The sequence below is a fragment of the Candidatus Photobacterium acropomis genome, from assembly GCF_030685555.1.
Lineage (GTDB): Bacteria > Pseudomonadota > Gammaproteobacteria > Enterobacterales > Vibrionaceae > Photobacterium > Photobacterium lucens.
Map to the genome: position 1 here is coordinate 807,220 of NZ_CP131608.1, position 18,303 is coordinate 825,522.

13 protein-coding genes are annotated in these 18,303 nt (G+C 40.8%); 10 read left to right on the forward strand and 3 right to left on the reverse strand.

All coding sequences use genetic code 11. The features are described 5' to 3' along the window. Positions 1 to 59 precede the first annotated feature (59 nt). The 4 genes from Q7657_RS03625 (at position 60) to Q7657_RS03640 (ending at position 7,974) form a co-directional block, all read left to right on the forward strand. Positions 60 to 1,463, forward strand: a complete 1,404-nt coding sequence (locus Q7657_RS03625; protein WP_107165640.1) for a zincin-like metallopeptidase domain-containing protein — start codon at positions 60 to 62, stop codon at positions 1,461 to 1,463. A gap of 264 nt (positions 1,464 to 1,727) precedes the next feature. After that, positions 1,728 to 3,383 carry a hypothetical protein gene (locus Q7657_RS03630; protein ID WP_107165641.1) on the forward strand — a complete coding sequence of 552 codons (1,656 nt, stop codon included), beginning with the start codon at positions 1,728 to 1,730 and terminating at the stop codon, positions 3,381 to 3,383. Next, on the forward strand, positions 3,383 to 4,888 hold the full coding sequence (locus tag Q7657_RS03635; protein ID WP_107165642.1) for a hypothetical protein: 1,506 nt from the start codon (positions 3,383 to 3,385) through the stop codon (positions 4,886 to 4,888). Before Q7657_RS03630 ends, Q7657_RS03635 begins: the two co-directional genes overlap by 1 nt. A gap of 113 nt (positions 4,889 to 5,001) precedes the next feature. Then, on the forward strand, positions 5,002 to 7,974 hold the full coding sequence (locus Q7657_RS03640) for a UvrD-helicase domain-containing protein (RefSeq protein WP_107165643.1): 2,973 nt from the start codon (positions 5,002 to 5,004) through the stop codon (positions 7,972 to 7,974). Between the two features lie 244 nt (positions 7,975 to 8,218). Here the strand turns inward: Q7657_RS03640 and uxuA are convergent, their stop codons facing one another. The 3 genes from uxuA to Q7657_RS03655 all read right to left on the reverse strand — a co-directional run bounded on the left by uxuA (position 8,219) and on the right by Q7657_RS03655 (position 11,404). Continuing rightward, positions 8,219 to 9,403 (reverse strand): mannonate dehydratase, encoded by a 1,185-nt coding sequence (uxuA, locus tag Q7657_RS03645; RefSeq protein ID WP_107165644.1) that lies wholly within the window; start codon positions 9,401 to 9,403, stop codon positions 8,219 to 8,221. Between the two features lie 136 nt (positions 9,404 to 9,539). Next, positions 9,540 to 10,325 carry an FCD domain-containing protein gene (locus Q7657_RS03650; protein ID WP_107165645.1) on the reverse strand — a complete coding sequence of 262 codons (786 nt, stop codon included), beginning with the start codon at positions 10,323 to 10,325 and terminating at the stop codon, positions 9,540 to 9,542. 95 nt (positions 10,326 to 10,420) lie between these two features. Next, entirely contained in the window at positions 10,421 to 11,404 is a 984-nt protein-coding gene (locus Q7657_RS03655; protein WP_107165646.1) for a TRAP transporter substrate-binding protein, read from the reverse strand. Between the two features lie 316 nt (positions 11,405 to 11,720). On the opposite strand from Q7657_RS03655, the gene Q7657_RS03660 reads away from it, so the two are divergent. From Q7657_RS03660 to Q7657_RS03685, 6 genes are all read left to right on the forward strand, one after another. Then, entirely contained in the window at positions 11,721 to 12,233 is a 513-nt protein-coding gene (locus tag Q7657_RS03660; RefSeq protein WP_107165647.1) for a TRAP transporter small permease, read from the forward strand. 20 nt (positions 12,234 to 12,253) lie between these two features. Then, a complete protein-coding gene (locus Q7657_RS03665) occupies positions 12,254 to 13,555 on the forward strand; it encodes a TRAP transporter large permease (RefSeq protein ID WP_107165648.1) in 1,302 nt (433 codons plus the stop codon). A 115-nt stretch (positions 13,556 to 13,670) separates the two neighbouring features. Then, a complete protein-coding gene (locus tag Q7657_RS03670; protein WP_107165649.1) occupies positions 13,671 to 15,134 on the forward strand; it encodes a fructuronate reductase in 1,464 nt (487 codons plus the stop codon). A gap of 114 nt (positions 15,135 to 15,248) precedes the next feature. Continuing rightward, positions 15,249 to 16,673 (forward strand): glucuronate isomerase, encoded by a 1,425-nt coding sequence (gene uxaC / locus Q7657_RS03675; RefSeq protein ID WP_107165650.1) that lies wholly within the window; start codon positions 15,249 to 15,251, stop codon positions 16,671 to 16,673. Further along, positions 16,670 to 17,605, forward strand: coding sequence for a sugar kinase (locus Q7657_RS03680; protein ID WP_107165651.1), 936 nt, complete (start codon positions 16,670 to 16,672; stop codon positions 17,603 to 17,605). The genes uxaC and Q7657_RS03680 overlap by 4 nt, the downstream gene beginning before the upstream one ends. Before the next feature lie 71 nt (positions 17,606 to 17,676). Beyond that, a complete protein-coding gene (locus Q7657_RS03685) occupies positions 17,677 to 18,303 on the forward strand; it encodes a bifunctional 4-hydroxy-2-oxoglutarate aldolase/2-dehydro-3-deoxy-phosphogluconate aldolase (RefSeq protein WP_107165652.1) in 627 nt (208 codons plus the stop codon).

Genomic DNA, 18,303 nt, shown 5'->3' on the forward strand with positions numbered 1-18,303 from the left:
TTACTATAGATTATATTTATTACAATACCTATCGATATGTTGATATAAAGGAATTATAAATGATTAACCTTGCTGAATTTAGGAATGATTTTTTTCTTCAATTAGAGTATTCGTTAGCGACAGGAAGGACTATTGATAACTTAATTAAACGTTGTGAAGGTATGCATGGTAATACCCAGTTCAATTCATTTCTGCAGCAAACAAGTTCTAGTCCTAGTCCTATTGATTGGTTAACTAATGATGATTCACTTAATGCCAGTATATCAGGGTTAAGATATGCAGCCGAAGTAATTGTAGAGCTTGAAGATTGGCTTGCCTTACCTTTCCGTGAAATTTTAAATGGTTTAGATAAAAAACATTATGTAACAACACTTGAAAAAATATTTAATGTTTCAGAAAATGAAAATTGGAGAGGAGTTACTAAAAGAGATATTAAAGATTTGTTAATAGAGTTTGATTGGTGGTGTTTATATATTGATTCGCTTGAAGTAAGAGAAGGTGAAATAAAATCAGCAAGAGAGCTTTATCATTTTTTAAATTCTCCATTATTTAATCAATTAACACATTTGGTTGATATAGTAGAAATTGCATCAGCTAATTGGGATGTTGATGAAAAAGTATTTGATAATATAGTAAAAAATCTTGATAAAAGTAACAAAAAGTTTAACCCTGAGTGGCTCACTAATGCGTTTTCATTTAATCATTATAATTTTAAAACGCATAGAGAATACAGTTCACTTTACTCTTGGTTATTTTTATCCATATTCGCTCAGGCTTATCAATATAAAACCAATATGTGGGCTACTAAGCGTCAATGGGAGTCTTTAGGTTTTAAATTAAAACAAGATGCAAGACCTGCACCTATTTTTCATTATTTTAAAGTTAATAGTAATGGAGATGATATTTTTCAAGAGGAAAAACTGGCTACTTTTGGGCAAAAAATATCAATAGTTTATAATGCGGATGGTGTTGAAGGTGAGCTAGGTGACAGTGTTGCTAATACAAAGGTTTTACCATTAGAAAGCCTTGAAAAGCGGATTGAAAATTTGAATGTTAAGATTGAGCATGTTTATAGTGCTGCTTGTTATCATCGAGATATTGATCTTATTATGATGCCGCATAAAGAAACTTTTCGAGCAAAAAATGCAACAAAACAATACTATGCGACATTACTGCATGAGTTAGTTCATTGGACTGGGCATGAGAGTAGATGTAATCGCAAGTTTGGTTATTTGGGAGATGAAGACTACTCATTTGAAGAGTTGGTAGCAGAGCTTGGTTCAAGTTTCTTATGTGCTCGATTTGATTTAATTAAAGAAGTAAGAGAAGAATCTATATCATATATTAAAAGTTGGTTATCAAACCTAGACACTACAGAGTCGATGCAATATTTAGAAAGAGCTGCCCGTCTAGCAAATCGAGCTAGTAATTATATTTATGTTCCAAAAAAACATGAGAAATAATTAGCAAATACCTAATAAGCCATAGCCAAAGTTCAACTTTGGCTTTAATTTTTAATTAAATGACTGTAAATCTAAATTGTTTTTTTATGTTGAAATGAGCGTTTTAAAAATCCATACACTATTATTAGAAGATTAATTACCTTAATAGGTGATATTTGCTATTAACCTCATAAAAAGTAATGTTTATCTGAGTTACAATTTAAGAAAATTACTATTATGTCATAGTCATGATAGTAGATTGATTTGTAATGAAAGGATTTAACAATGCAGAACATTAATGTTTTTATTAAAGACAACATAGCTCAAATTGCTCGTAAAGGGCTTCATATTGCACCTGAGATACCAGAAAAAAAATTAAACAATGCAGCAAGTTCAATGAAATTACATGATCATGTAGGCTCTATTATTGCTCTATTAGATAGCACTCTTTTTGGAAGTGGAAAAGATGGTCTTGCATTTACTGGTGAAAAGATGGTTTACAAACCAGCATTTGAGTCTCCAGTTACTGTTGATTTTACGGAGTTAGAGTCAACTGAGTATGTTCGTAATGTTTCTGTAAATGAAAAAGGAAAAGAAAAAGTAGAAGAGTTTACTTTAATTACTCTTAAAAATGGAAGTTCCATTAAAGTTGAACATATAAGCGAGTGTAATTTAGAAAAGCTTGCAGAGTTTCTAAATACTATAGCAACTCAGTTTGATTCTTTTGAGGAAGAAGATCAGCTTGTTGCTTTATCAGAAATGTCGGAAGATCTTAAAGTTGCTTATTTAAAAGTTATCGTAAATATGACCTATTACGATGATGGTGAAGTTGACAAAAATGAATTCGCTCAAATTTTATTATTAATGACTCGATTAGAACTTAGTACTGAGTCTCGTTTTACTCTTCGTGACTATATTACGTCATTAGGTGAATTAGATTGTTTAGATGAGTTAATTAAAACAATCGATGAGTCTTGTCTTCCAAGCCATAATAAGTCTGTAAAAATCTCGCTAACAAAAGATCTTTTCAGCGTTTTCATGAGTGTTAATAATGGAAGTCATGAGAATTTTGCTTTCTTCAAGGAAAACAATCATCTGTTTAATCTAACTGAAGAAGAAGTAGAGCTTATTATTGATGCGCTGAAACTTGATTTTAAAATGTTGAATGCTGATTTCAGTGATGATGCATTAGCAAAAGGTATGAAGGAATTAGGAGCTAAAGCAGGAGCCGTTGGTGTTCCTCTTGCTGCAGTTTATCTTTCTGGTTCTGTTGTTGGTATGTCAGCGGCCGGCCTTACATCTGGTTTAGCGACTCTTGGTTTAGGTGGCGTATTAGGTTTTTCTAGTATGGCAACGGGTATTGGTGTTGCAGTATTACTTGGCGTTGGTGCATATAAAGGGATTAAGCATCTAACTGGTGCCAATGAACTTGATAAAACGAAGCGTAGAGAGTTGATGCTAAATGAAGTTATCAAGCAAACGCAGTCAACCGTATCCTATTTAATGGAAGATATTAACTTCATCACCACTAGGTTAAATGATGCTATTTTTGATCAAGGTGTCCAAGATGAAAAAGTAAAATTACTTCTTCAAAAAGTGAAGTTATTAACTTCTGCTGGTAATGTTCTTACTCATAAAGGTGAAGAAACACAGGGTAAGTGCTTTAAGCTAAAATGTCCTACTGAACTTGATCAAGAGAAACTTCAATCGCTTACACGTGATGCGACTAAACATCAAATTTTCAATGTTGTGATGTCTTTTTATGAAGAGAAAACTGTTGAAAGGAAAAAAGATAGTGAAATTGTATCTGTTAATATTTTGGTTTTAAAAGAAAATATTTCAAATATTGATATGGAAAAATTAGCCAAGATTTTTGATGCAATTGGCTACTATAAAGCATCAGATGTGATTAAAGGTAAACTATCTGGACTTTTTTCATAGTGAAAAATAGAAACAATCATGTTTCGGCCATGCTGGTGCAAAAGCACCAGCTGGATAATTCCGAAAGCAAAATGAGTGAGCTCGACGCTGCTTTAAATACGCTAGAGCAAAATCAAACATACAATAATAATGCGTTAGATCAAGCATTAGCAGAGCTTGATGGATTGTTGGGCGAGGAGGGTATTGATTCTAAAGTAGCTGTAACTGTTGATATTACCAATGAACTCGATGATTTATTACAATCTGTAGAGCAAGCTCGAATTCAGCCTTGTGTACCTTATCTTTCTACGTTGGATTTACTCGAATTTAATGATGACATGTCATGGGAGGAGTACCAATATTATGTTGAAAAATATGCATTAAGAAATGCTGTTGATTTAGATGCTGATCCATTTAAAACACTGATGTCTCCAATGCAGAGAATTGAATTAGAAAAACGCATTGAAGAAGAGTTCACTATTAAGAATGCTCAATGTGATAAGTATGATTATTTGATTGCAGGTACATGCGGAGTTATTGGTGGACTTATTGATGTATTTTTTGTTGGTATGCCGGGAGAAGGGAAGTTAACGAATATTGCTGATAATAGTGTTAATTTGGCTGTTGAAAAGTTCGCAGGAGCTTGTGGCTGGGAGGGAGCCAGAGAAGGAAGTGATCCCACTAAAAGTGCGATTAGTTTTCTCGAAAGAAATTATAAAATTAACTACGATCAAGCCACAACGTTTGGTTGTAATGGAACTGATGGTGCTGTAAATAACTTATCTCCTAAAAATCATCATCTGAAGAGTTTAGGGCATTCACCTGATCTTATTGGTCTTTTTTTCTCTATTCTGAATCAGTTCACAAGTACCTCCTCTTTTATATCAAATGGTCAAATCATCACAATTGATACTGATGATTATGAGTTAAAGGGGGGGAATTTTATTGCAAAAGTTTTCTCTGGATTTGTAAATTGGCTTGGGCATCTATTTTCTGATATGGCAGGTTCATCAGGAGCATCAAGTCGGGGTTCGGGCATACCCATTCCGTTTTATAACCTTTTATTATTATTTGATGTTGGTGAATTTGGTCAGCATAAACAGTCATTTGCCACTGTTGCTACACAAGTTTTTGAAAAAGGTTATGACATGAGGCATGGCATTGCAATGGCTATCCCTGTTCTTATTACGGAACTGTTGACGAGATTGATGTGGGTAACCAAGCAGCGCTTTTACCATAAGAAACAATGGAAAGAGTGTATTCCGTCTGTGAACAATCCTGAATTAAGACGGATGTTATTAGTTGCTCATGGTTCGCTATGCCTTATCGATACTGGGGACGCAGTTCTAAGATCGGGTGGTGATATGGTTCAGTTTTTATTAAGAACGAATATTATCGGTTGGGCAAGGTTTGGTTCTCTAGCTTTAAAAGAGGTATATGCTTGGCATAACTCTGGACATATTAATGCAGATGCAGTTGATGAGTATCTTGAGTCTGAATACAGAAAAATGTTGAGACAAGTTTAAAAAGTGAGTAATTAAACGAATATTTATGCTTCAGTACCTAACTATGACCAAATTTTATATTAAGTAAATAATAAGTGAATGCGTAAGCATTCACTTTGTAACAAAGTAGTCCTATGCAATTAAATCTACATCCAATAAAGAAGCTATGGAACCAGATCTGGAATCGAAAGCAATTCGTCTTCTTATCATCATCAAGTTTAAATATTCAGCAATCAAAAGATGTCATGGAGATTTCGCTCGATTCGATAGTTAATTTATCTATCAAAAAAGGGTGGCTTTTCCATTCACTTGTAATAGAGGCTGAAGAGCAGTATTTCGTATTAAAGGGATATCGCCAATCTGATTTGCTGAATTTTAATCATGGCGTTGTGACTGCGCTTTTAGAATTGATCTCAAATAGTGATAAATGGCAAGCTTACCAACAGTCATTAGATAAATTGGTGGCTAAAAATATTTATCTATCTTCTTATGAGTGGGAGCCTATTGCTGAAATTTATAAATTAGTATGTAAATTACAGAACTTAGGCATCTCATCAGAACAATTGGTCAGCCCGCTGCAAAAACGTGTGTTTGAAGAAGCAAAATCACTACCTGAAGAAACCATTAGTGAGTTAGGGCGAAGTCTTCATAATAAACAAGTCACACCTTTATTAGTCAATAAGTATAAAAAATTCTTTGATGAGGTCGAGAAAAATCCATTAACGGATAAGCAGCGAGTTGCTTGTGTTGTTAATGATGATCATACTCTCGTTATTGCTGGTGCGGGAACGGGAAAAACAGCAACATTAGTGGGTAAAGCTGGCTACCTTATAACGGCTAATATCGCAAAAGCTGAGAATATCCTTATGCTTGCTTTTGGCAACAAAGCGGCATTGGAGATGAATGAACGTATCGCAGAGCGTCTATCTGTGAGTGCTGGATTATTAAAAGCGAGCACGTTCCATGCATTAGGTAATCAAATTCTAGCCAACCATCATGGCGTTAAACGCTCAATAACATCGCTTACTGAGCAGCCAGCTCAATTTACCCAATTTATTGATAATGCGTTAAGTTCTTTAGCGGAACAAAGCCTTCAATTTAAGTCTACTCTTGTTCATTATTTTTCTAGTTTAAGTACGCCAGGAAAATCTGATCTCGATTTTGAGTCTATCGAAGAATATAACGAATTCCTATCAGGGTGTCGTTTAGTTACGTTAAATAACGAGTGGGTAAAAAGCGTTGGTGAACTACGAATAGCTAATTTTTTAGCATTGAATGGCATTAAATACGAATATGAAGCCCCTTATAAATTCGATACAAGGAGTGTTGAACGTAGACAGTATCAACCTGATTTTTACTTGCCCGATGCAGATATCTATATTGAGTATCTTGGATTAGATGAACATAACAATACAGCACCTTATATTGATAAAGATGAGTATCTAGCAGGTCTTGAGTGGAAGCGTCAATTACACGAGTCTAATAAAACAATAATGTTGGAATTATATACTTATCAGTTGAAAAAAGGGCAGTTACAATCGGTATTAGCTAAAGCATTGGAGGAGCATGATGTTATTAGAAGCCCTATAGAAATTGATACATTATTTCAGCAGTTAAAAGAAGCGAATAGCAGCCAGTGGCAAGGCTTTGTTGATTTATTACAGCGTTTCCTTGGTTTATATAAGGAAGGGCAGTTTGATATAGATTTAGTTAAAAGTAAGCTAATGAAAGGGGGATATGATATTGAAAGAACGGTAGCGTTTTTAGATATTTTTGAACCTATTTTAACTGTGTATAAAGAGCATCTTGTTAACACTGAAACGATTGATTTTAGCGATATGATTGCTGAAGCGACAGCAATTGTGGAAAGAAGCGGCTTTCATCACTCCTATACACATATTTTAGTCGATGAATTCCAAGATATATCAGAAGGACGCGCTAAACTACTTAAGTCGCTATTGTCGTCAAACCCCAATATTCGGTTATTTGCGGTTGGTGATGATTGGCAATCCATTTATCGTTTTAATGGTGCTGATTTATCATTGTTTACAGAATTTCAAGCAGCATTCACACCCGCAACAACAGTTCCGTTAGATAAAACGTTTCGCTTCAATGACAAGATACATGAAGTGAGTAGCCGATTTGTTATGAGTAATCCGGCACAAATTAAAAAAGAAATAACGACTCATGAGCAGTTAAATGCGCCTGCGGTTAGGCTAGTTGATATTAAAAAAGAAGTAGAAATTTTAACTTCATTTACCAATATGAAGGATCGGAAAAATCAAGCCTATATAAATGTTTTACAGCGTGCTTTAGCAACGCTAAATCGCTCTGCCGACCAGAAAGGTAAAGTAGCATCTGTGTTAATTATTGGGCGCTATCGTCAGGAAAATACTGCGCAGTTGAAAGATTTTGATATCTCAAAACTTACTTATGCTTACTTAAATATTAGTTATGTTACTGCTCATGCTAGTAAAGGTTTAGAAGCTGATTATGTGATTTTATTTGGCGTTGACACTGGTGTATTTCCCTCTACTAGAGAAAATGATGAGTTAATAGATTTGGTTTTACCAAACAAAGAAAACTTTATTCATGGTGAAGAACGTCGATTATTTTATGTTGCGTTAACACGCGCAAAATACTTTGTTTACGTGTTATTTGATAACGATAAAAGTAGCCCATTTTTATCTGAAATAACTAAGTTTGGTGTGCAGTACGTTGATAACAAGTTGGCCCCTCAATTAGCAAAATGGCATTGTAATCAATGTAAGACAGGGGAACTTCGTCCGTTTACAACGAAATACAATAAAACGCTATATAAATGTTCTTTGTCGCCAGCATGCGACACATTAGTTAATAGCTGTAAGCACTGTAACTCACCATTAGAAGTTAATGCTCAAGGTTTTAGGCGTTGTCGTGGCTGTGGTGAGATTGAAATAGGCTGTTTGCGCTGCGGCATTGGTACTATGGTAGCCCGGTGCGAAAATGATCCTAATCGAGAAACTTTTTATGGATGCAATCGTTTTAGGCGTGGAGCTGATGATTCGTGTCGAGAAAATATAACAGTTTCGGCTTATCAACAACGGCTAAAAAATGCTCGTGGATAGTCAGTTTTTTCGATATGTTAACTATATATTCTCATTTAAACCTATAATTTAATTTGAAATAGAACTTACCAAGATAACAATAGATATTTATTCATTGTTAAGTTTTAATGTTAATGAAATATATCTCGATGGGAATCATATTTTTTAAAGGATAATTAGAAGGGAGGAGAAAAATCTCCCCCCTGGTTGGCGGGTCTTTTCTATTTAGCTAGCTCTTGCTGAAGTCTGAACTACTTAATATGTTTTATTTAGTGAAGAATGCTCGTTTAAGGCCAAGCTCTAGGCCGCGAACTTCTGCAAGACCTTTTAAACGACCAATGGCAGAGTAACCTGGATTGGTTTTCTTCTTCAGGTCATCCAGCATTTGGTGACCGTGGTCAGGACGCATTGGGATCTTACGTAGATCGCCAGCTTCTTCACGGCGCTGTTCTTCTTCAAGAATCGCCATCACCACGCTGTACATGTCCACGTCACCTTCTAGGTGCGCCGCTTCATGGAAGCTTAGTTGGTTATCTTCACGTTGCGTTGAGCGCAGGTGAGTGAAGTAAACACGGTTTCCGTGCTTTTTTATCATATTCACTAGGTCGTTGTCACCACGAACGCCATAAGAACCGGTACACATAGTGATACCGTTGTTCGAGCTTGGAACTTTCTCTGTCAACCAATCGATATCTTCGATGGTTGAAACGATACGTGGTAGGCCTAGAATAGGGCGTGGTGGATCGTCAGGATGAACAGCCATCTTAATATTTTCTTCGTCACATACTGTCATTATTTCCGTTAGGAAGTACGCCATATGTTCACGGAGTTTGTCTTTAGTGATACCCGCGTAGCGATCAAGCTGAGCTTGGAATGCTTCTAGTGTGTAGCCTTCTTCAGCACCAGGAAGGCCAGCGATGATGTTCGCAGTTAGCTGCTTGATTTGCTCTTCAGACATGTTGTTGAAGTACTCAAGTGCTTGTGCTTGATCTGCTTCAGTGTAGTCAGCCTTTGCGTTAGGGCGCTTTAGAATGTGCAATTCAAACGCAGCAAATGCGATTTGGTCAAAGCGTAGTGCTTTTGAACCATCAGCCATTTCGTACTCAAGGTCAGTACGGGTCCAATCAAGGACTGGCATGAAGTTATAACAGACGGTGTCGATACCACATTGCGCAAGGTTACGCAGTGTTTGCTTGTAGTTATCGATCCAAAGTTGGAAATCACCAGTTTGAGTTTTGATTTCTTCGTGTACTGGTACACTTTCAACAACCGACCAAGTTAGACCTTTTTCTTCAATTGTTGCTTTGCGTGCCAGAATTTCTTCTTTTGACCATACTTCACCATTTTTAATATGGTGTAGGGCATTCACAATGCCTGTTGCGCCTGCTTGACGAATATCATCAAGAGAAACTGGGTCATTCGGACCGTACCAACGCCACGTTTGTTCCATGACTCATTACCTTTTAATAGGCAGACTTAACCCACTCAAACAAATTAAGTTAATTAAGTTGCGAATAACAAATATAAATAACGACTTATTTAGTTTATTTTTAACTGCTCACGCAGCTTTTTAGAGAAGACGAGGGTTACTCGCCTCCAAATAAGATGACCGGGTTAGAGCTAAATAAATAGCCATCAAAATCCGGATCATCAATATCTGACAGTTCGAGAAGTCGTTGTTTCACATTTTCAAGGTGTTGCCACATAGCGCTTTTAGCCGTAACCGGATCCTTACGCTGCATTGCAGCCAAAATCCTTGCATGATCTTCCATCCATTCCTGGCGGTAATCATGACCGCTAATACGAGAATGAAGCTTTTGCCACATAGGGCTTTGCTCGCGACGTTCCCAAGAGTTCTTCAACATATCCACTAACACTGAGTTGTGGGTCGCTTCAGCAATACTCATGTGGAACTGCTCGTCACCGATACAATATTCGCTTTGTGCTGCAAGTTCTTGGCGCTCTAATTTGAGTGCCGCACGCATTTTGGCAATATCCCCCGGTGTTACTTGTAATGCTGCAAATTCTGCAATATTGCTTTCAAGTAACTGACGCGCCTGTAACATTTCAAAAGGTCCCGCATCATCAGTGATGATATGTTCACGATGGTGCGATTGGTTTGGAATATTAATGACATATACTCCAGAGCCTTTTTTCACTTCAACAAGATTTTCCAGTTCAAGCATAATGATAGCTTCACGTACAACAGTACGACTAACATCTAGTCGTTTTGCAATATCGCGTTCTGGAGGTAAACGATCGCCTATATTATAGTGACCATCCGTCAATTCTTGTCGTAATACTAATCCCAGCTCCTGGTAAGGACGTTTGGGTTCAAAAGGCATCATGATGATATCTTCACTTTTTTCCATTGCAATTCACACTATCATAACTAACCACGATAATTGGTCAACCTATCTCAAAGGCTGTATAGCAACACCTTAACTTCTCTAAGAAAATGATTAATTTAATTAACAGCTTGGATGCGTTCGATTAATGTGAATAGTTTAGGGTTGTTTTTCTTAACATCGTCATACATAGGCTGAACAGCAGTAACAAATGGCGCTTTATCTACGCTAACGAACTTCACGCCAATTTCTTCGGCTTTAATGCGCTCTTCTTTTTCAGACTCAGCCCAAAGTGTTTTCATTAATTGCATTGAATTTAATGCTGCGGTTTTTACTGCTTGTTGGTGATCTTTTGAGAGCCCATCAAAAGCATCAGTAGAAATAACCAATACGTCTGGAACCATAGTGTGTTCGTCTAGAGACAAGAATTTAGATACTTCACTATGACGGCTCATGCCGTATGACGGAATGTTGTTTTCTGCCGCGTCTACAACACCTTGTTGTAGTGCTGTGTATAGTTCACCGTATGCAAGAGGCGTTGGGTTGCCGCCTAGTGCTTTAACCATAGCTATAGCTGACGGGCTTGGCTGTACGCGCACTTTAAGGCCTTTTAAATCTTCTGGTGTGTTGATTGGCTTGTTGGTATAGAAGCTTCGAGCACCCGCATCGTAGTAAGTTAGACCAATAAAGCCACTTTCGCGTGATGATTCAAGGATCTCTTCACCTATTTGGCCTTCTTGTGTTGCGTAGAAATGTGCTTGATTACGGAAAAGGTAAGGCATGTTAAATGCAGAGTAGGCTGGAGCAAACGCTTCTAGTTCAGCTGCATTGGTTTTTACCATGTGTAGTGCGCCGTTTTGCATAAGTTCCATTGACTCACGTTGCGAGCCAAGCTGTGCATCTGGGTAAATACGAATACGCACTTCGCCATCAGTGGTTTTACGCACTTCTTTCGCCATTGCGTCCATTGCTTTATGTACAGCATGGTCACGAGTGTGGTTGTGGCTCAGTTTTAGAGTAGTAGCAGCAAACGCTTGTGCACTTACACCGAATGTTAGCGCCGCACCAATCACAGCAGTTAGAACACTTTTACGTGCTTTCATTATGGTTTCTCCGTGAGATGGAATCCGTAAATTTTTTGTAGGGGGTTACAGGTTTCGGAGCCAATCTTGCGACCAATTCAGACTACCGTCAAAACAAAAAATATAATTGGTTGAACAATATCACAGAAAGAACCTCTTAATTGGTTAACCAATTCAAATGTGAATATGGTCACAGTCGCCAAGGTGATACTGTCTATAATGCCAGAAGATAAAGAGATGTTGTTGGTCAGATAATATGAGCTTGAGTTTGTATTGGTTAACCAGTGGCGAGGCGCGGTTCGTTATATGAGATAGCTACGTTGTTAAGGAAACAATAATGAAAAAATTGGTTGAGTACATCAATAAAGGCTTGGCGGCATTTACCGTCTCGCTATCTTCTTTCCTAGTGCTTTGTGTCGTTTGGCAGGTTTTATCACGCTATATCATTGGTAAACCAAGTACCGTTACTGACGAGCTTGCACGTTACTTGTTTATGTGGGTAGCACTTATCGGTGCGGCTTACACGACGGGTCTTAAACGCCACCTTGCGATCGACCTTATGACGATGAAGTTGAAAGGTAAGCGCAAAATTATCAACGAAATTATTATTCAATTAGCTATTGCGGTATTTGCATCGGTTGTGTTGGTTTTCGGCGGCTCAAACCTAGCGATAAAAACGTTGGCTACTGGTCAGCTAACTCCAGCTTTAGGTTGGGAAATGGGGTATATATATTTCTGTCTTCCAATTAGTGGCGCTTTGATGATTTTCTACTCTGTTGTTTATGCCATTGAAAAAATTCAACAACTTATTTCTGGTGATGTAGCTCTAAACGACGCACAACAAAACTAATTTCGAAGAGGAATTCTACAATGGAATGGCAATTAATTCTTACTTTATTTGGCTCTTTTGGTGTACTGCTTATACTGGGTATCCCTGTCTCATTTTCGATCGGTCTTTCTTCGCTTGCTACCATTATGATGAGCTTGCCGCTTGAACCCGCGATTGCTGTAGTGGCGCAGCGTATGGCTGCTGGTTTGGATAACTTTGCACTATTGGCAATCCCTTTCTTTATCCTTGCGGGTAACGTTATGAACCAAGGCGGTATTGCAATCCGTCTTATTAACTTCGCTAAAGTACTGGGTGGGCAGCTACCAGGTTCATTAGCGCACGTTAACGTTCTTGCGAACATGATGTTTGGTTCTATTTCTGGTTCTGCGGTTGCGTCTGCTGCAGCAGTAGGTGGCACTATGGCGCCCTTACAGAAGAAAGATGGCTACGATGAAGCCTTCAGCGCAGCAGTAAACATAACTTCTTGTCCTACTGGTCTATTGATCCCGCCAAGTAACACGCTGATCGTATTCTCACTGGTTTCTGGTGGTACATCGATTGCTGCTCTTTTCCTTGCAGGTTACCTACCCGGTATCTTGATGGGTCTAAGCTTGATGATTGTGGCAGGTATTATTGCGAAACGTCGTGGCTACCCAGTAGCAGCGCGTCCAACACTCGCAGTGGTTTGGGATACTTTTATTAAAGCAGCACCGTCACTTCTTCTTATTGTTGTGATCATGGGCGGCATCATCGGCGGTATCTTTACGGCAACAGAAGCGTCAGCAATTGCCGTGGTTTATACGCTTGTTCTTGCAGTGGGTGTTTATCGTGAAGTAACTGTTCGTGATTTACCTAAAATCGTACTTGAATCTGCGGTAACGACTTCAATTGTATTGCTATTGGTTGGCGCTTCAATGGGCATGTCTTGGGCAATGGCGAATGCTGATATCCCTTACATGATTGCAGATGCACTACTAGCAGTTTCAGAAAACCCACTAATCATTCTACTGATCATCAACGTAATCTTACTGATTGTTGGTATCTTTATGGATATGACCCCAGCGGTTCTGATCTTTACACCAATCTTCCTACCAATCGTATTGGATATGGGCGTGGATCCAGTGCACTTCGGTATCATGATGACATTCAACCTTGCTATCGGTCTATGTACTCCACCAGTTGGTAGTGCACTGTTTGTCGGTTGTTCGGTTGCAAACATCTCTATCGATAAAGTAATTAAGCCACTACTACCGTTCTACGCGGCGCTATTCCTAGCATTATTGGCGATTACGTTTATTCCACAAATCAGCCTACTACTTCCACAACTAATTCTAGGTTACTAATTCCAGATTATTAATCTAGCGCTACAACTTTTGACTTCATACGATTCGATTATCGGATTTGCCTCCATCTACTCGCCTCGCAGCGCTCTTCTGGCTGCGAGACCAAGGAAAAATAATGAAAACAATCGCAAATACCAACTTGAATGAACAAGTAATTCGTCCAACTTACGCTCGCTCAAACCTGAAAACTCGTATCGTTCACCTTGGTTTCGGTGCTTTCCACCGTGCACACCAAGCGTTATTCACCAATGAAATGCTACAAAAGACCAACAGTGATTGGGGCATTTGTGAAGTAAACCTATTTGGTGGTGAAGATTTAATTGAGCAGCTGCGCGTACAAGACCACCTATACACAGTGGCAGAGAAGGGCGCAGAATCAACTGACGTAAAACTGATTGCCTCAGTAACTGAATCACTGCACCCAACATTAGATGGTAAAGCAGCGGTATTAGCGAAGATGACCGAAGAGCAAGTGGCTATCGTTTCGATGACCATCACTGAGAAAGGTTACTGCGCTGACCCTGCAACAGGTCGTCTAGACAAAAACAACGGCTTAATCATTGCTGATTTGGCCAACCCACAAGATCCAAGTTCGGCGATCGGTTACATCGTTGAAGCACTGCGTCAGCGCCGTGAAAAAGGCATCCAACCATTTACTGTGATGTCTTGCGATAACGTACAAGAGAACGGCCACGTAGCACGAGCAGCTGTTCTGGATTTCGCTAACTTGGTTGACGTTGAATTAGCATCATGGATTGAAGCGAACGTTACGTTCCCATGCACCATGGTTGACCGCATTGTTCCAGCTGCAACAGAAGAAACGCTGACTGAAATTGCAGAGCTTGTGGGTGTTGAAGACTTGTGCGGTATCGCTTGTGAGCCGTTCCGTCAATGGGTTATCGAAGACAACTTCGTTGCAGGCCGTCCAGATTGGAACGTTGCTGGCGCAGAATTTGTTTCTGACGTGGTACCGTTTGAAGAAATGAAACTGCGCATGCTAAATGGCAGCCACTCATTCCTTGCTTACCTAGGCTTCCTAGGCGGCTACGCGCACATCTCTGACACCATGACGAATGATGATTACCGCACAGCGGCGTTCGACATGATGATGAAAGCGCAAGCGCCAACACTGAATATGCCGGAAGGGACTGATCTAGAAGCGTACGCAACGCTGCTGATTGAGCGCTTTACCAACCCAAGTCTAAAACACCAAACATGGCAAATCGCGATGGATGGTAGCCAGAAGATCCCACAACGTATGGGTGGCTCGCTACGTCATCACCTAGCGCAAGGTACGGACTTCAAATGGTTGGCAATGGGCATTGCCGGTTGGATGCGCTACGTTGGCGCTGTGACTGAACAAGGCGAAACAATTGATGTACGCGACCCAATGGTTGAGCAGTTCCAAGCAATTTACGCCGAACATGGTTTGAACGTTTCTGCGGTGAAAGCACTACTTTCAATTGAAGCAATTTTCGGTACAGACCTTATCGCTAACGAAACTTTCGTGAGCGCAGTGACTGATGCTTACCAATTGATCCTTGATAAAGGTGCGCGCGCAGCCGTCGCTTCTCTTTAATCGATAAAATGATGCCCTCCTTATGTGAGGGCTTCTTTGCTTTAAATCTTGCTGTTGTAAATAGTGCTTAAAATTTCTTTGGTGTGGGCGAGGCCGGCACCTACGGAGTAAAAAATGAAAAACTTTTTGTGTGAAGACTTCTTACTATCTAACGATATCGCTCGCGAGCTATACCATGATTACGCCAAAGCGATGCCGATCTACGACTACCACTGCCACCTAAACCCAAAAGAAGTGGCTGAGAACCGTCAGTTCGAAAACCTGACTAAGATCTGGTTAGAAGGCGATCACTACAAGTGGCGTGGCATGCGTTCAGCCGGCGTACCTGAAGCGTTGATCACAGGCAGCGAAGCGTCAGATTACGAAAAGTTCCAAGCGTGGGCAAAAACCGTTCCGCAAACATTGGGTAACCCACTGTACCATTGGTCACACCTTGAGCTGCGTCGTCCATTTGGTATTACTGGTAAACTGTTTGGTCCAGAAACAGCGGATCAAATTTGGCACGAGTGTAATGAGCTACTGGCAACACCTGAATTCTCAGCACGCGGCATCATGAAACAGATGAATGTTGTGATGGCAGGTACCACTGACGACCCAATTCATTCGCTTGAATACCATAAAGCTATCGCCGAAGATGACAGCTTTGATGTTGAAGTTGCGCCAAGCTGGCGCCCAGACCGTGCGTTCAAAATTGAACTAGACGGTTTTGCGGAATACATGACTTTGCTAGGTGAAGTGGCAGATGTTGAAATCACCCGCTTTACCGATCTACTGACTGCGTTAGAGCGTCGTCTAGAGCACTTTAGTGCACACGGCTGTCGCGCCGCTGACCATGGTATCGAAGTGGTTCGCTACGCTGCAGTACCAAGTGAAGCGACACTGGATGCGATGCTAACACGCCGTCTGCAAGGTGAAACGCTGAGCGAGCTAGAAATTAACCAGTTCAGCACGGCAGTTCAAGTGTGGCTTGGCAAGCAATATGCGAAAATGGGCTGGGTAATGCAGCTGCACATCGGTGCACAGCGTAACAACAGCACGCGTATGTTCCAACTACTCGGTGCTGATGCAGGCTTTGACTCAATTGGTGACCGTCCGTTCGCACTGCAATTGTCTTGCTTAATGAACGCGATGGATATCACCAACGAGCTACCAAAAACCATTCTTTACTGCCTAAACCCACGCGACAACGAAATGATGGCGACCATGATTGGTAACTTCCAAGGTGGCGGCATCGCAGGCAAGATCCAATTCGGTTCCGGCTGGTGGTTCAACGATCAGAAAGATGGCATGGAACGTCAAATTCAGCAACTTTCTCAATTGGGTCTATTAAGTCAGTTTGTTGGTATGCTAACTGACTCTCGTAGCTTCCTATCGTACACGCGCCATGAATACTTCCGTCGTATCCTTTGTAACATCATCGGCCAATGGGCAGTGAATGGCGAAGTGCCAAACGACATCGCAATGTTGGGCAAAATGGTTCAAGACATCTGCTACCAAAACGCTAAATCTTACTTCGTTCTACCAGGAGAGAAAGCATGAAACGTATTGCCTTAATCGGGGAATGCATGATTGAGTTAAATGGCGCGCCGTTTGGCGCCATGACTCAAGCGTTTGGTGGCGACTCACTCAATACAGCGGTTTACCTTGCACGTGTTGCGGGTGAAAAAGTGGCGATTGATTACGTTTCCGCGCTGGGCACTGACGCCATCAGCAGCGGAATGCTTGCGCGTTGGCAACAAGAAGGTGTCGGCACAGACTTGGTTCTGCGTGACGAGACACGCCAACCGGGTCTATACCTTATTCAGTTAGATGATCAAGGTGAGCGTACCTTCCTTTATTGGCGTAACCAATCTGCGGCACGTTACATGATGCAGCATGCGGATTTTGCCCAAATCGAAGCGGCGCTAATCAAGGTTGATATGGTGTATCTGAGCGGTATTAGCTTAGCGATTCTACCCGCGGAAGATCGCACTAAGTTGGTGGCGCTGCTGGCAAGTTTACGTCAACAAGGTGTGGAAGTGGCTTTTGATTCAAACTACCGCCCAGCGCTATGGCGTGATGCTGATGAAGCTCGCGATTGCTACCGTCAAGTGTTTGAGATTACCGATTTGGCACTGGTGACCAATGACGATGAAGCAAACCTATGGGGCGATAACGATGAGCACGCGACCTTAAACCGTCTAGAAGCCGCGGGCGTGAAGAAAGCCGTGGTGAAAATGGGCGCGAAGGGCAACTTGTATCAAGAATTTGCGGCGGGTGATTTTGAGACCATCGCGACCACGCCAGTGGAAACCGTCGTCGATACGACTTCGGCGGGTGATTCATTCAACGCCGGATTCTTAGCGGGCTACCTACAAGGGAAAGACGCGCAGCAATGTTCGCGTCAGGGCCATCAATTGGCGGGTATCGTGATCCAACACAAAGGCGCGATCATTCCAACATATGCAACAGAAACGATTCGCTTTTTTTAGTCAGCTCGATGATTAGAAATTGATGACTAGATATTGATGTAGAGATACGGATTTAAAGTAAGGATTTAGACATGACCACGATTGCACAACAATTGGCTGAAATTAAAGTTATTCCAGTCATCGCGATTGACCGCGCAGAAGACATTATTCCTCTCGGTAAAGCACTAGCAGGCAACGGTTTGCCAGCGGCTGAAATTACTTTCCGCTCAGATGCGGCAGCAGAAGCGATTCGTCTATTGCGTGAAGCGCAACCAGATATGCTAATCGGCGCCGGTACCGTACTAAACCGCGATCAGGCGATTGCGGCGAAACAAGCGGGCGCGACCTTTGTGGTTTCACCAGGTTTTAACCCAAATACGGTTAACGCATGCCGCGAAATTGGAATCGATATTGTACCGGGCGTGAACAACCCAAGCGCAGTGGAAGCGGCGATTGAAATGGGTCTAACCACACTGAAATTCTTCCCAGCGGAAGCATCGGGCGGTATCAATATGCTGAAATCATTGCTAGGCCCTTACACGCAAATTCAGTTTATGCCAACGGGCGGTATCAGCACTAAGAACGTTAACGACTATCTTGCGATTGATCGCGTGATCGCGTGTGGCGGTACCTGGATGGTGGATAAAGCACTGATCAACGAAGGTCGTTGGGACGAGATTGGTCGTCTTGCACGCGAAGCCGCAGATTTAGTTAAATAA

Bases quoted from the DNA above. Each gene is read 5' to 3' on its own strand.
- Q7657_RS03625 (WP_107165640.1), top strand. From the start codon at position 60: ATGATTAACCTTGCTGAATTTAGGAATGATTTTTTTCTTCAATTAGAG.
- Q7657_RS03630 (WP_107165641.1), top strand. From the start codon at position 1,728: ATGCAGAACATTAATGTTTTTATTAAAGACAACATAGCTCAAATTGCT.
- Q7657_RS03640 (WP_107165643.1), top strand. From the start codon at position 5,002: ATGCAATTAAATCTACATCCAATAAAGAAGCTATGGAACCAGATCTGG.
- uxuA (WP_107165644.1), bottom strand. From the start codon at position 9,403: ATGGAACAAACGTGGCGTTGGTACGGTCCGAATGACCCAGTTTCTCTT.
- Q7657_RS03650 (WP_107165645.1), bottom strand. From the start codon at position 10,325: ATGGAAAAAAGTGAAGATATCATCATGATGCCTTTTGAACCCAAACGT.
- Q7657_RS03655 (WP_107165646.1), bottom strand. From the start codon at position 11,404: ATGAAAGCACGTAAAAGTGTTCTAACTGCTGTGATTGGTGCGGCGCTA.
- Q7657_RS03660 (WP_107165647.1), top strand. From the start codon at position 11,721: ATGAAAAAATTGGTTGAGTACATCAATAAAGGCTTGGCGGCATTTACC.
- Q7657_RS03665 (WP_107165648.1), top strand. From the start codon at position 12,254: ATGGAATGGCAATTAATTCTTACTTTATTTGGCTCTTTTGGTGTACTG.
- Q7657_RS03670 (WP_107165649.1), top strand. From the start codon at position 13,671: ATGAAAACAATCGCAAATACCAACTTGAATGAACAAGTAATTCGTCCA.
- uxaC (WP_107165650.1), top strand. From the start codon at position 15,249: ATGAAAAACTTTTTGTGTGAAGACTTCTTACTATCTAACGATATCGCT.
- Q7657_RS03680 (WP_107165651.1), top strand. From the start codon at position 16,670: ATGAAACGTATTGCCTTAATCGGGGAATGCATGATTGAGTTAAATGGC.
- Q7657_RS03685 (WP_107165652.1), top strand. From the start codon at position 17,677: ATGACCACGATTGCACAACAATTGGCTGAAATTAAAGTTATTCCAGTC.